Source organism: Desertibaculum subflavum (genome assembly GCA_003576705.1).
Taxonomy (GTDB): Bacteria; Pseudomonadota; Alphaproteobacteria; order Ferrovibrionales; family Ferrovibrionaceae; genus Desertibaculum; species Desertibaculum subflavum.
In genome coordinates this window covers 32,131-45,667 of sequence record QOZS01000028.1, presented here as the reverse complement: position 1 = coordinate 45,667, position 13,537 = coordinate 32,131, and the positions used below count along the sequence as shown (strand labels likewise).

Here is a 13,537-nt window from a genome sequence, read left to right as displayed (position 1 = left end):
CAGCTAAGGGCGAAGGGGGCCGCGAGAATGTTCGAGTTGCTTGGCATCTCACCACAGGCGCTGTTCGGTCAGCTCTTGATCGGGCTGATCAACGGCGCCTTCTATGCGATGCTGAGCCTCGGCCTCGCGGTCATCTTCGGCCTTTTGAACGTGATCAACTTCGCCCATGGCGCCCAGTACATGATGGGTGCGTTCGTGGCGTGGTTCGTGCTGGAATATGCGGGCGTCCCCTTCTGGGGCGCGCTGATCGTGGCACCGGTGGCAGTGGCGATATTCGGCGTGATCCTCGAGCAGGTATTCATCAAGCGTCTGTACCACCTCGACCACCTCTACGGCCTTCTGCTCACCTTCGGCTTCGTGCTGATCATCGAAGGCCTGTTCCGCTACAAATTCGGCTCGTCGGGCCAGCCCTACGACAATCCGCTGCCGGGCGGCCAGAACCTCGGCTTCATGTTCCTGCCCAACTACCGCGGCTTCGTCGTCGTCGCCTCGCTCGTCGTCTGCCTCGGCACCTGGTTCATGATCGAGAAGACCAAGCTCGGCTCGTATCTGCGCGCGGCGACGGAGAACCCGACCCTGGTGCGCGCCTTCGGCATCAACGTGCCGCGCATGGTTACCCTGACCTATGCCTTCGGCGTCGGCCTTGCCGCCTTCGCCGGCGTGCTGGCGGCGCCGATCTATCAGGTCAACCCGACCATGGGATCGAACCTGATCATCATCGTCTTCGCCGTCGTGGTGATCGGCGGCATGGGATCGATCATGGGCTCGATCGTCACCGGCTTCGGGCTCGGCGTGATCGAGGGCCTGACCAAGGTGTTCTACCCGGAAGCGTCCAGCACGGTGATCTTCGTCATCATGGCGATCGTGCTGCTGATCCGGCCCGCCGGCCTGTTCGGCACCGCGAAGTGAGGAGCCCGTCATGAACAAGCCGATCGCCCTCGCCCTGCTCGCCCTGCTCGTGGTGGCGCCGTTCTTCGTCTACCCGTCCTTCCTGATGACGGCGCTCTGCTTCGCGCTGTTCGCCTGTGCCTTCAATCTGCTGATCGGCTATGTCGGCCTGCTCTCCTTCGGCCATGCCGCGTATTTCGGCGGCGCCGCCTATATCACCGCGCATGTGGTGAAGGTGTGGGGCTGGACGCCGGAACTCGGCATCCTGGCGGGCGTCGTCGTCGCGGCCTTCCTCGGCCTGATCTTCGGGTCGCTCGCCATCCGCCGCCAAGGCATCTACTTCGCCATGATCACCCTGGCGCTGTCGCAGATGCTCTACTTCTTCGCCGTGCAGGCGCCCTTCACGCATGGCGAGGACGGCATCCAGGCGATCCCGCGCCGGCACCTGTTCGGGCTGATCGATCTGAGCGATTCGCTGACGATGTACTACTTCGTCGCCGTCATCTTCCTGATCGGCTTCGCCATCATCTATCGCACCATCCACTCGCCGTTCGGCCAGATCCTGAAGGCGATCCGCGAGAACGAACCGCGCGCCGTTTCGCTCGGCTACGATGTCGACCGCTTCAAGCTGATGGCCTTCGTGCTGTCGACCGCGCTTTGCGGCCTGGCCGGCGGCACCAAGGCGCTGGTCAGCCAGATCGCCTCGCTCACCGACGTGCACTGGGCGATGTCGGGCGAGGTGGTGCTGATCACGCTGGTCGGCGGCATCGGCACCGTGCTCGGCCCCGTGGTCGGCGCCTTCATCGTGATCGCCATGCAGAATTATCTCGCCGAATGGGGCGAGTGGGTGCTGGTGATCCAGGGCGTCATCTTCGTCGTCATCGTGATGTCGTTGCGCCGCGGCGTGGTGGGCGAGCTCGTCGCGCTGTGGGAGCGCCGCAAGCCATCGGCGGCCGGCGCAGAGGCGAAAGCCCAGGCCGCGCACTGAAATGGCTGCGCGGGCGCGTTGATCCGCGCTAGGCTTCCGCTTGCATCGGGCGGAGGGTCGATCAGTGGCGGATGAAGGCAAGCGGAGCCGTCTCTATCTCGAACTGGATCTGAACAAGGACGGCAAGCAGACCGGCTTCCTGCGCGTGCCGCATTCCGTGCACCGCTCCGCCTATGGCTGGATCCCGATTCCGATCGCCTGCATCAAGAACGGCGACGGCCCGCGCGTGCTGCTGCAGGCCGGCAATCACGGCGACGAATGGGAGGGCCAGGTCGCGCTCGGCCGCCTGATCCGCGAGATCGAGCCGGCCCGGGTGAAGGGCCGCATCATCATCCTGCCCTCGGCCAATTTCCCGGCCTCGCTGGCCGGCATGCGCACCTCGCCGATCGATGACGGCAACCTGAACCGCACCTTCCCCGGCGATCCCGACGGCACGGTGACGCAGCAGATCGCCTTCTTCATCGAGCACGTGCTGCTGGCGCAGTCGGATTTCGGCTTCGACTTCCATTCCGGCGGCAGCTCGCTGACCTACATCCCCAGCACGTTGGCGCGGCGCAGCGTCGATCCCGCGCAGACCGAGAAGGTGGTCGCCCTGATGAAGGCGTTCGGCGCGCCGATCTCCTATCTCGGCGCAGCATTGCAGGGCGCCGACCGCACCTTCACCGCTGCGGCGCATCGCCATGGCGTGACCTGCATGGGGACGGAACTCGGCGGCGGCGGCCAGGTGACCCCGGCGGTGCTGAAGGTGGCGGAAGACGGCATCCGCCGCATTCTGGCGCATCTCGGCGTCTATCGTGTGGACGTGCCGCCGGCGCCGCCGACACGGTTGCTGACGGTCGCCGGCGACGACTACTACGTCTACGCCCCGGAGGGCGGCGTGTTCGAGCCGCTAGCCGAGCTCGGCGACGAGGTGAAATCAGGCCAGCCGGCCGGCCGCATCCATTTCAACGACACGCCCTGGCGCGAGCCGGCGGTGGCGAGCTTCCGCCATGATGGCCTGGTGATCTGCAAGCGCGTGCCGGGCCGCACCGAGCGCGGCGACTGCCTGTTCCACCTCGGCAGCGATCTCGCGGCGATATAGGACGCGGCGGCCTCAGAGGCCGCCGGTCTGCACCAGGCGGATGAGCAGATAGGCGACCAGACCGGCAATCAGAATGCCCGGCAGGTAGCGCGAGGTGAGCATCCGCCGAAACAGCGACACCGGCGAGGCGGCGAAGCTCGCGAAGTCGCGGCGCGCCGCATTCTGGCCGCCACGGCGCAGGTCGCCCGCCTTGATCGACAGCATGGCGCCGTCGAGCCAGCGGTCGAAGGCTTGGTCGCGGCCCGGCGGCTGCGCCGCCTTGCCGCGCAGCTCGGCAAGGTAAATGCGCGCCACGGCATGACCGCCCTGCACCGCCCGCTTCAGCCAGCGCTCCGCCTCCAGGCGGTCGAGGGGCGCGCCCTCGCCGCGGAAGTGCCGCCGGCCGAGCTCGAACTGCGCCCGCGGATCGCCGTGTTCCGCCGCTTCGATCAGGTCTTTGAAGGTCTTGGGCCGATCTGTCGCCATTGCCTGGTCTTTCCCCGTTGAGGGGGATGTTACGGTTCCAAGTGCATCGCGGGAAGAGGCGGCGTGCGCAGATTAGTCATGCGCTGGCCCATCAGGCGCCGGCCCATTCAGGCGCTCGCACTGGGGCGGGCCTTCACGCGTTCGTACCAGGCGGCAATATTCTTGCACGCGGGATCGAGCGGTTGGCGCACCGTCTGGGCGAATTCCAGGAACGCGTAGAGCAGCACGTCCGCCATGGTAAACCGGTCGCCGCACACGAACTGCTTGCCGGCCATCAGCCCGTCGAGCCAGGCGAGCTTCTCGCGCGCCGTCGTCTTGAGGCCTTCCGCAGCCTCCGGAATGCAGCGGATACGGTTCTGAAACAGCTTCAGCCCTTCCGCAAAGCGGAAGCCGTTGGTCAGCGGCTCGACGATGTTGAGATCGATTCGGCGCGTCCACATATGGGTCTCGGCGCGCTCTTTCGCCGTGATGCCGATCAGCGACGGGCCGTCCTTGTGGGTGTCGTCGAGATACTCGCAGATCGCGGTGATCTCGGTGATGAAGGTGCCGTCGTCGAGCTCCAGAGCCGGCATCTGCCCGGCCGGGTTCTTCTCGAGATAAGGCTGCTTGCGGTTCTCGCCCCCCATCAGATCCACCTGGACCAGCGGCAGCTCGATGCCCTTTTCCTTCATGAACATGCGGACCATTTTCGGATTCGGTCCGATCGAGTTGTAGAGCTTCATCTGGCGCCTCCTCCCGTCGCTGGACCGCCGCCCACTGTCCAGAGGCCGGCATCTGACCAGCCCCGGCCGGCGCTCGTCAACGTAAGAAGGCGTGAGGCTCCGCCTCTCGCCGACGCGGCCACCGCCCGCGGCGAGAGGGACGGCGCAAGGCCTCAGAGCGCGTCGTCGTTGCGCTCGGACGTGCGAATGCGGACCACCTGGGAGAGATCCATGACGAAGATCTTGCCGTCGCCGATCTGGCCGGTCTTGGCCGCACCGACGATCGCCTCGACCACGCGGTCGGCAAGCTCGTCCTTCACCGCCACTTCGATCTTCAGCTTGGGCAGGAAACTGACCGCATACTCGGCGCCGCGATAGATCTCGGTGTGGCCCTTCTGCCGGCCGAATCCCTTCACCTCGGTGACCGTCAGCCCCTGCACGCCGATGCCGGTGAGGGCCTCGCGCACCTCGTCGAGCTTGAACGGCTTGATCACCGCCATAACCAGCTTCATCGCATCTTCTCCTTCGCCTCGCAGCGCGCCAGCGGCAAACCCGCGTGCCGGCCGGGGACCGATCTCCCGTCCCGATCTCTCATATCAAGAAACATGCCGACCACATCCGCCGGTTGGAAGCCCCCGAAAGGATGAATTCCGCCGAGAGTTTGCCGAAATTATAGGCGCTTGCGCAAAACGGCGGCGGCGCGCATCGGCGGCTGGACGAACGCGCCGGAACACCGGAAGCTGCCTGCCATGCGCGACGGCATGATCGAATCGGATGTTCTGGTGGTCGGTGGCGGCCTGGTCGGCCTGTCGCTGGGCATCGGGCTGGCGCAGGGCGGCCTCGACGTCGTGGTGGTCGACCGCGAGGCGCCGGCGAGCCAGACCTTGCCGGCTTTCGACGGCCGGGTCTCCGCCATCGCCCATGCCAGCCGGCAGGCGCTTCAGGCGCTCGGGATCTGGCGCCACCTGGAAGCGGCGGAGCCCATCCTCGACATCCGGGTGACGGACGGCACCTCCCCCCTCTTCGTCCACTACGACCACCGCGAGGTGGGGGCCGAGCCGTTCGGCCACATGGTGGAGAACCGGCATCTGCGCCTCGCCTTGCAGGGAGCGGTGAACGAGACGCCGGGCCTTCGCCTGCTCGCCCCCGCCGCCGTCACCGTGCTCGAGCGCCGGCCGGCAGCCGTGCACGCCCGGCTCGCCGACGGCAGGACAGTGCGGGCGGCGCTGGTGGTGGGCGCTGAGGGCCGCAACTCCCCGACGCGCGAGGCGGCCGGCATCCGCACCACCACCTGGTCCTATGGACAGGCCGGCATCGTCTGCACCGTGGGGCACGAGAGGCCGCATCAAGGGGTCGCCCAGGAGCGCTTCCTGCCGGCCGGGCCGTTCGCCATCCTGCCGATGACCGGCAGCCGCTCCTCGCTGGTCTGGACCGAACGGGAGGATCTCGCGGCAGCCCTGCTCGCCTTGCCCGAAGCCGAGTTCCTGGCCGAGCTCGGCCGGCGCTTCGGCGACTATCTCGGCAAGCTCGAAGTCGAGGGACCGCGCTGGAGCTATCCGCTCTCTTTCCTGCATGCCGAGCGCTACATCGACCACCGCCTGGCGCTGGCCGGCGATGCGGCGCACGGCATCCATCCGATCTCGGGCCAGGGCCTCAATCTGGGCCTGCGCGACGTCGCGACCCTGGTCGAGATTCTGGTCGGCCAGGCAAGGCTCGGCCTCGATCTCGGCGATCCGCTGGCGCTGGCGGCCTATGAGCGCTGGCGCCGGGTCGACACCTTCGTGCTCGGCGCCATCACCGACGGCCTGAACCGACTGTTCTCCAACGACATTGCGCCGGTCCGCCTTGTCCGCGATCTCGGCCTCGGCATCGTCGAACAGCTGCCGCCGCTGAAACGCGTGTTCATGCGCCATGCGCGCGGCGATATGGGCGACCTGCCGGGCCTGCTGCGCGGCGAGCCGGTCTGACCTGCCCGAACCCGTCATTTCCCGCACCGATTCGAGCGCCCGGTTTCCAGTCGCCGCAGCGCTAAGCTTCGCCGACGAGTGCCGTCCGCCATCAGCTTGGCGCTGGGCTGCAAATGCGGCCACCGATGGAACACCGTCACATCCCGCACGTTGCCCGGACTTACCGTCCAACACGGGAGGACAAAAATCATGGACTGGAAGCTCAGCACTATCCTCGCAACTTCGCTGCTGGCCGTCACGGCTTGCGGCAGCACGGATACCCAGCGCGCGGCCACTGGCGGTCTGGCCGGGGCCGGCACGGGCGCTGTCGTGGGCGGACCGATCGGTGCAGTCGCAGGCGCCGCGGCGGGAGGCACCGCCGGTGCCGTCATGGACGAAGGCATTGTCGAGAAGGCTGAGGACTACCTCGGCGACGAAGAGCAACAGCGGCAGGCATACGAACAGGGGCAACAGCAATCGGCTAGACAGCAACAACAAGCCGGCGCATGGCCAAGCAACAAGGCGCCGTCTGTCGCAGCGAATGTCGACCAGCAGACCCTGACCGAGTTGCAGCGCGATCTGAAGCAGATGGGCCACTACGAGGGTGACGTCGACGGCATCATGGGGCCCTTGACCCGATCGGCCATTGCGCGGTTCCAGCAGGAACAGGGCATGCGCGTCACCACGCGGCTCGACACGAACACGGTCGATCGCATTCAACAGGCTGCGGCCAACCAGCCGAGCGGACGTCAGGCCACGGGCGGGACCCCGTCGCGCCAGCAGCAGAGTGCGCAGGATAGCAGCCAGCAGGCCAATCAGGGCCAAAGCGGACAAGGCGCGGCCCAGCAGGCAGGCTACATGTCTGAGCAGCAGGTCAAGGACGAGCTACGGCAGATCGGATACGTGTTCATCACCGACTTCCGGCGCGAGGGCGACGTCTACAAGGCGCAGGCTCAGCGCGACGCGCAGTCCTACAACCTGACGGTCAATGCGCGTCAAGGTCACCTGGTCTCCGCACAGCATGCGAACCCGCGAGACTCGGCCGCGATTGCCGGGGGTCAGCCCATGGACAAACAGCAGGTGCGGCAGGACCTTCAGAACGAGGGCTTCGAGAACATCACCGACCTGCAGCTGAACAACGGCAAATATCAGACCCAGGCGGATATGAACGGCCACAGCTACGATCTGGAAGTGAATGCCCAGACCGGCCGCCTGGTGTCCTTGAACCTCGCTGGCTCACAGCAGCGGGGCAGCAGGTCGCAGCAATAAGCGCGGATCGTGGCGGCCCGACGCTGTCGCGGTAGCGGAAGGCTCGCTGTCCTTCAGACGGCGAGCCTTCTTGCGACCAAAACCTTATGGGCGGTCACGTGACCGGAAAGTGGAAGGCGGCGCTTACCATCCTGATCGCGCTGCTGCTGATTGCGGCGGCCTTGGCGCTGCTGCTTGTCAGGTTCGGCGTCATCGACGTTTCCGGCCCCGTGAGGGCCGCGGTGGTGGACCGGCTGCGCGCGGCGACCGGCGGCGAAGTCTCTATCCAAGAGCTGACAGTGGCTCCTTCCCTGGTGCCGACGCTTCTGGTGCGTGGCCTTTGTGTGCATTCATCCGCCGAGCCGGCCACCGAGGACCGTCTGACGGCCGATCTGGTGCAGATCGAACTCGCGTTGTGGCCTCTGATCAGCGACGGAAGATTCGAAGTTGAAAGCCTGCAGATCGCTGGCGCCCGGCTTCTGATCGAACAGGGCGCCGACGGACAGACGAACTGGAAGTCTGCCGGCAATGGTGGCTCCACCGCTGCGCCGCCGGTCGAATGGATAACCACGCTCGCGATCGACGGGGCGACGGTGTTGTGGCGGCATGCAGATACGGGGGCCGAGCAGGTGCTCACCCTGACCGAGGCTGGGTGGACAGCAAGCGGAGCGGAGCGTCGCCTCGATTTTGCCGCGGAGGGGCACTGGGGCGACCTGCCATTCGAACTGCGCGGCCGTGGTGGGTCGCTCGCCGCTCTGTTCGGCGCTGCCGAGCAATGGCCGATATGGACCGAGGGACGCGTGGGGCCGTCCGCGCTCACGGCCGACGGCGCGGTCGGGATCGGAGGCGCCCCGACCGAGCTGCGCCTCGCCATTACCGGCGATCGCCTGAACGAGCTGGAAAGGCTTGTCGACGCGAGCCTTCCTGCGCTCGGCCCCTATCGGGTGGAGGCGCGCATCGCCGCTGATGGTTTCGCCGATGTTTCGGTGCCCGATCTGGCGCTCACTGTCGGGGAGCCTGACTGGGCCGAGTTGCGGGCAGAGGGCCGCCTCGCCGGCCTTCGCTCCGATGCCGCAATAGAGCTATCCATCACCGCCCGCTCGGAATCGACGCAGCGATTGGGACAGCGCCTCGGCGTTCCGCTGCCACCGCTCGGCGAGGCGCGGGCCGAAGCCCGGCTCCGCGGATCGATCGGTTCCCCCTCGTTGATGGACATCTCCGGCACGGCTGGTGCCGCGGGTGGTGCCGCGGGCGAAGTATTGCTTCAGGCCGACAGAGGCCGTGTCGAGAATTTGCTGGAATGGCGTGGGGTTTCGATACCGCTCTCGGTCGAGGCCGCGAAGGTCAGCGAAGTTGGCCGCCTCTTCGGCGTTGCGCTGGAGCCGGTCGGGTCGGGTCGGGCGGAAGCCAGGCTGGTGCGGGAGGATCGTCCGAACGCTCCACTGTCCTTGCAGGACCTCGAACTTGACGTTTCTGCTCCGAACACGAATCTCCGCGCGTCGGGCGCCATCACCGATCTGCTCGGAGAGCCGAGCTACCGGCTGCAGATCCACGCAAGCGGCAGCGATCTGGCAGCGTTCGGCAAGCGGTTTGAGAGGGAATTGCCGGCGATCGGTCCGCTCGAGATCAAGACGGGCCTGCAGGGCAGCGGCACAAGGGCGCTCGAACTAGCGGGCATCGATCTGCAGATCGGCCGGAGCCGCTATCGAGGCGAGCTTGCGGTGCAGCTTCCGGCCGACGGCCAAGTCGAGGTCGACGGTTCCATAGCCGCGGAAGCGCTTCATCTTCCCGAGATCGTCGCCGCAACGGGATCGTCTTCGGGAGAGGACGAGGACGGGCTCGCGTGGATCGACCAGCTCGATAAGGTGAATCTCGACCTGGCGCTTTCCGCGGAGGAGATCGTGACGCAGCAGGCCCGCATGGGGCCAGCGTCCACGAAACTGATCCTGCGAGACGGGAAGCTGGCGCTGCGCGATTTCGACCTGCGCGCGCTGGGCGGCAGCTTCGGCGGACAGGCCGCTCTTGGCAGTGCCGCGCCGCCGGGCGCGGCGAGGGTCAATCTTCAGGTGAAAGCGTCGGAGATCGATGTCGCGAAATTGTTGGAAGCCTTTGGCGGTCCCGCGATCGCCGACCTCGAGCTCGACTTCGAAGTCGCGATCGACAGTACCGGCCGTTCTCTCGAAGGCCTCGCCCGGGAGCTCGATGGGCAGATGACCCTGGCTGCGGAGGAAGGACGCATCCGCGATCGGCAACTGAACCGGCTGATCCAGGATGTCGACGTCCTTGGCATCTTGCCCCCGTTCTGGCGGCGCACGCCGGCAGAGGCGGTGCGGGTCAACTGCATCGTCGGAGACTTCGCCACTACGGATGGCGGCAACGTTCGCGCCCGGGCAATGATGGATACGCGGCGAATGACCATTCTCGGCCGCGGCACCGTCGACCTGCCGAGCGGCGGCCTCGATCTCACCCTCGATCCGGAGCCGAAATCGCGCAAGTTCTCGGCGACCGGCGTACCGGTGGATATCGGCGGCACCTGGCGGGAGCCCGCCGTTTCGCTGCGCGGCGGCGAGACCGCGGGAAGGCTGCTGCGCGGCGTGATCGGCGGGCTGCTGGTGCCGCTCAATCAACTGGCCGGCCTCGCAGGGGAAGAGGCGCGGGATGCCTGCGGGGATGCGCTGCGGGAAGCCCGCCAGCGACGACAGCCGACGCAGTAGGCGCCTGGCTAGCGCAGGCGCCGCTTGAGCGCTGCGGCGAAGCGCTCCGCCGTGCCCGGCACCAGCTCGAAATAGAAGTAGGGCTCGACAGCCTCCAGCTCCATCAGCAGGAAGCGGTCCGGCCGAGCCAGGCCGTCGACCCGCGCATAGAAGGGCAGCGAGGGCGCCGCGTCGAGATAGCGCCGCGCCGTCGCGATCAGGCCGGCGTCGACCGAAGCGGCTTCCACGCTGACACCGTATTGATGGTTGGCGCGCCATTCGCCGGGCTGCAGGCGGCGCTGGACCGCGTGCGAGAACTCGCCATCGACAAAGACGAGCGTGATCTCGCCGAGCGCGGCGATCTCGGGATGGACGGCCTGCAGCAACGCCTCGGCGCCGAGCTGCTCGCCGAGATCCCAGCCGGCGCGGTCGGCGAGATCGAGCTTGAGCACGCCCGCGCCGCCCTGGCCGGAAACCGGCTTCAGCACCGCGCTCTGCCAGCCCTGGCGGCGCAGATGCGCCTCTATCGCCTCGGGCGTCGCCGATGCGAGCTGAAAGCTCCGCGGCACGGCGAGGCCCGACGCTGCCAGATCCAGAAGATAGGTCTTGCGCAGGTTCCAGCGCAGCAGCGGTGCCGGATTGAGCAGCGCAACGCCGGCTGCGTCGAGCCCGTCGATCCAGGCGCGAAAGCGCGCGACCTCCGGCTGGTAGTCCCAGCAGCAGATGGGCAGCACGATGTCGGCCGCGCCGAACGGGCGTTGGTCGGCGTGGTTCCAGGGATGGAAGCCCGCGTCGACGCCGTCGGCCTGCAGCGCCTTCAGCAGCAGATCGAGGCTCGGCGTCGGATCGGGAAATCGGTTGCAGGTGGCGAAGACGATCACATCATCACCAGCACGACCGGCCGGCCGGCCTCGATCCAGAGATAGCCTTTCTGCCCATACCGTCGCGCGAGGCGATCTGCCTCCGCCCGGTTGAGGCCGAGCGCGAGGAAACCCTCCTCCGGCCACTCGCCGGCCGGCCCGGCGGAGCGGCAGGGAAGCCGCGCGTCCCCCAGGCGATCGAGGTCTGCCGCGAGCTTCTCATTGGCCGCCGCGTTGACCGCCGCCGCCAGCTCGCGGCCGCTGCCGGGATTGGCCGCCGTCAGCCGCGCCGCGGTCGCGACGCCGTGCGTGGCGAGAAGCCGGTCCAGGGCGCCGCTCGCCTGGCCCACGGCCAAAACTTCCTCACCCTCCGGCAGCGCCGCGACATAACGGGCGTCGCGATAGGCGCGCTCCAGGCTCACGGATCGCGGCTCTTGCCCTGCTTCGCCAGCGCGTCGAGATAGGCCTGCCACTTGGCGTCCTTGTCGAGCCCGAGCTCGTAGAAATATTCCCAGGAGAAGATGCCGGTATCATGCAGGTCGTCGAAGACCAGCCGCACGGCGTAGTTGCCGACCGCCTCGATGGCGATGATGTTCACATGCCGCCGGCCGGCGACCAGCGTGCGCTGTCCCGGCCCATGGCCCTGCACTTCCGCCGAGGGGCTCTCGACGCGCAGCAGCTCGCAGGGTAGCGAGAACTTCTCGCCGCTCTCGAAGCTGACATCCAGGACCTTGTCTTCCTTGCGCAACCGGATCTCGGTTGGGAACGGCCGGCCGGCCGCGTCGTAGCGGCGCGCGTTCATGTCCCGGCCGGGGGCGCCGGCTCGTCGAGATGGCGCGCTTCCTCGCGCAGCATGATCGGTATGCCGTCGCGGATCGGATAGGCGAGGCGCGCCTTCACCGCGACCAGCTCCTGCCGCTCGCGGTCATAGCTCAAGGTCTCGTGCGTCACCGGACAGACCAGGATCTCCAAGAGCTTCGGGTCCACGCTCTGCCAAGCCGGCTGATCGGCCATCGCCATCCCCATCGAGATCCGCCTACTGCAAAGTCGGCCGCTTGCCGCCGGGCTGATGCGGCCCATCGGCCATGCGCATCATGACGAGCATGGCTTCGGCGCGCGCCGCGAGGTCCCGCGCCTCCAGCAGCGCCTGCTTCTCGCTCGGTTCGAACGGGCAGGCGACCGCCAGCGCGTTGACCAGCGGCGCCACCGGCGCCTTGTCCACCTCGTCCCAGTTCGCCTTCAGGCCGAGCCGGTCGCTGTAGCTCTTGAACGCCGCGATGAATCCGGCGCGGTCGACCTTCTCGGCGGTCGGATCCTCGTCGGTCAGATCGCCCCGGAAGCTTCCATAGCTCGCGACCACCTGACGGTAGGGCGTGGTCACATCCAGCTCCTCGATCACCTCGAAGCGGACGACCCCGAGCAGCATGATCAGGAAACGGTTGTCGTTGGTCTCCTCGAAGCGAACGACCTTGCCGACGCAGCCGATGCGGTAGGTCTCGGGGTGCTTGCCTTCCGCCGCGGGATCGGTCGGCTGCACCATGCCGATCAGGCGGTGGCTGCCCAGCACGTCGCGCGTCATGGCGAGGTAGCGCGGCTCGAAGATGTTGAGCGGCAGCGGCGCGCTCGGCAGCAGCAGCGCGCCGGCGAGCGGAAAGATCGGCAGCGCCCGCGGCAGCTCCTCGAAGCCCGGAATGCGCGTGTCGCGGCTCACGTGTCGCCGCTCAGCGGAACAGGAGCTGCGACAGGCGCTTGCGCCCGTCCACCGAGAGCGGGTCGTTGAAGCCCATCGCCTCGAAGAACTGCACCAGCTGCTTCCTGGCGCCGTCGTCGTTCCATTTGCGGTCGCGGCGCACGACCTCCAGGAGCTCGTCGACCGCCGCCGCGCGCTCGCCGGCGGCATAGAGCGCCATGGCGAGGTCGAAGCGCGACTGGTGGTCGGCCGGGTTCTCGGCCACCTTGGCGCGCAGCTCGCCCACGGGGCCGGCATTGCGGGTGGCCTGCTCGGCCACGTCGAGCGCCGCCCGCGCGCTCTGCACCTCGGCATGCTTGCCGTGCTCGGAGCGCACCTTGTCGAGCAGCTCGCGCGCCGCATCGAATTCGCCCGCCTCGATCGCCATTTTGGCAAGACCGGCCAGCGCATCCGGGCTCGCCGGGTCGATCTGCAGCAGCTCCTGGAAGATCTCCTGCGCGGTCGGGGCGTCGCCCTGCTCCAGCGCCGCCTTGGCCTCGGCTAGCAGCGCCTCCGCCGGCGTCGGGCCGACGGCGCCGCCGATCAGCTGGGCGACGAACTGCTTCACCTGGCTTTCCGGCAGCGCGCCCATGAACCCGTCCACCGGCTGGCCGCGCTTGAAGGCATAGACGGCCGGGATCGAGCTGATCCGCATCTGCTGGGCCAGCGGCTGGTTCTTCGGATCGTCGATGTTCACCTTGACCAGCTTCACCTTGCCGCCGGCCGCCGTGACCACCTTTTCCAGGATCGGGGTCAATGTCTTGCACGGCCCGCACCAGGGGGCCCAGAAATCGACCATGACGGGGGTCTGCAGGGACGCATTGACCACGTCGTTCATGAACGTGGTGATGTCGGCGTCCTTGATCAGGCCGTCGGTCGGCACGGCGCCGGTCTCGGCGGGATTGGGCTGCATCTGGCGTTCCTCGGATCTCGCAATT

Annotated in this window: 15 protein-coding genes; 6 read left to right on the top strand and 9 right to left on the bottom strand. The window is 67.6% G+C overall.

Annotated features, from left to right (window positions below):
• Positions 1-27: 27 nt before the first annotated feature.
• The 3 genes from DT074_RS15790 (at position 28) to DT074_RS15780 (ending at position 2,957) form a co-directional block, all read left to right on the top strand.
• Complete coding sequence (locus tag DT074_RS15790) at positions 28-909, top strand: branched-chain amino acid ABC transporter permease (RefSeq protein ID WP_119420817.1); 882 nt, start codon at positions 28-30, stop codon at positions 907-909.
• 10 nt (positions 910-919) lie between these two features.
• Positions 920-1,876 (top strand): branched-chain amino acid ABC transporter permease, encoded by a 957-nt coding sequence (locus DT074_RS15785; protein WP_119420816.1) that lies wholly within the window; start codon positions 920-922, stop codon positions 1,874-1,876.
• A 64-nt stretch (positions 1,877-1,940) separates the two neighbouring features.
• Positions 1,941-2,957, top strand: a complete 1,017-nt coding sequence (locus tag DT074_RS15780) for a succinylglutamate desuccinylase/aspartoacylase family protein (protein WP_119420815.1) — start codon at positions 1,941-1,943, stop codon at positions 2,955-2,957.
• Between the two features lie 12 nt (positions 2,958-2,969).
• Here DT074_RS15780 and DT074_RS15775 read toward each other — a convergent pair whose 3' ends face one another.
• The 3 genes from DT074_RS15775 to DT074_RS15765 all read right to left on the bottom strand — a co-directional run bounded on the left by DT074_RS15775 (position 2,970) and on the right by DT074_RS15765 (position 4,635).
• Entirely contained in the window at positions 2,970-3,422 is a 453-nt protein-coding gene (locus DT074_RS15775) for a tetratricopeptide repeat protein (RefSeq protein ID WP_119420814.1), read from the bottom strand.
• A 107-nt stretch (positions 3,423-3,529) separates the two neighbouring features.
• A complete protein-coding gene (locus DT074_RS15770; RefSeq protein WP_119420813.1) occupies positions 3,530-4,144 on the bottom strand; it encodes a glutathione S-transferase family protein in 615 nt (204 codons plus the stop codon).
• Positions 4,145-4,296: 152 nt separating this feature from the next.
• A complete protein-coding gene (locus tag DT074_RS15765; protein WP_119420812.1) occupies positions 4,297-4,635 on the bottom strand; it encodes a P-II family nitrogen regulator in 339 nt (112 codons plus the stop codon).
• Between the two features lie 168 nt (positions 4,636-4,803).
• On the opposite strand from DT074_RS15765, the gene DT074_RS15760 reads away from it, so the two are divergent.
• From DT074_RS15760 to DT074_RS15750, 3 genes are all read left to right on the top strand, one after another.
• Entirely contained in the window at positions 4,804-6,090 is a 1,287-nt protein-coding gene (locus DT074_RS15760; protein WP_368744699.1) for a UbiH/UbiF/VisC/COQ6 family ubiquinone biosynthesis hydroxylase, read from the top strand.
• A gap of 189 nt (positions 6,091-6,279) precedes the next feature.
• Positions 6,280-7,338, top strand: a complete 1,059-nt coding sequence (locus DT074_RS15755) for a peptidoglycan-binding domain-containing protein (protein WP_162914940.1) — start codon at positions 6,280-6,282, stop codon at positions 7,336-7,338.
• Between the two features lie 98 nt (positions 7,339-7,436).
• A complete protein-coding gene (locus tag DT074_RS15750; RefSeq protein ID WP_162914939.1) occupies positions 7,437-10,031 on the top strand; it encodes an AsmA family protein in 2,595 nt (864 codons plus the stop codon).
• A gap of 8 nt (positions 10,032-10,039) precedes the next feature.
• On the opposite strand, the gene DT074_RS15745 is transcribed toward DT074_RS15750, so the two are convergent.
• The 6 genes from DT074_RS15745 to trxA are packed head-to-tail and all read right to left on the bottom strand — an operon-like array spanning position 10,040 to position 13,512.
• Entirely contained in the window at positions 10,040-10,891 is an 852-nt protein-coding gene (locus DT074_RS15745; RefSeq protein WP_162914938.1) for an ATP-grasp domain-containing protein, read from the bottom strand.
• Entirely contained in the window at positions 10,888-11,292 is a 405-nt protein-coding gene (locus tag DT074_RS15740) for a DUF3293 domain-containing protein (RefSeq protein WP_162914937.1), read from the bottom strand. Before DT074_RS15740 ends, DT074_RS15745 begins: the two co-directional genes overlap by 4 nt.
• Positions 11,289-11,672, bottom strand: a complete 384-nt coding sequence (locus DT074_RS15735) for a gamma-butyrobetaine hydroxylase family protein (RefSeq protein WP_119420808.1) — start codon at positions 11,670-11,672, stop codon at positions 11,289-11,291. Before DT074_RS15735 ends, DT074_RS15740 begins: the two co-directional genes overlap by 4 nt.
• A complete protein-coding gene (locus tag DT074_RS15730; RefSeq protein WP_119420839.1) occupies positions 11,669-11,884 on the bottom strand; it encodes a Trm112 family protein in 216 nt (71 codons plus the stop codon). The genes DT074_RS15735 and DT074_RS15730 overlap by 4 nt, the downstream gene beginning before the upstream one ends.
• A gap of 22 nt (positions 11,885-11,906) precedes the next feature.
• Positions 11,907-12,581 (bottom strand): LON peptidase substrate-binding domain-containing protein, encoded by a 675-nt coding sequence (locus DT074_RS15725; protein ID WP_119420807.1) that lies wholly within the window; start codon positions 12,579-12,581, stop codon positions 11,907-11,909.
• A gap of 10 nt (positions 12,582-12,591) precedes the next feature.
• Positions 12,592-13,512: a thioredoxin gene (trxA, locus tag DT074_RS15720; protein WP_119420806.1), complete on the bottom strand. Its 921-nt coding sequence runs from the start codon at positions 13,510-13,512 to the stop codon at positions 12,592-12,594.
• Positions 13,513-13,537 lie beyond the last annotated feature (25 nt).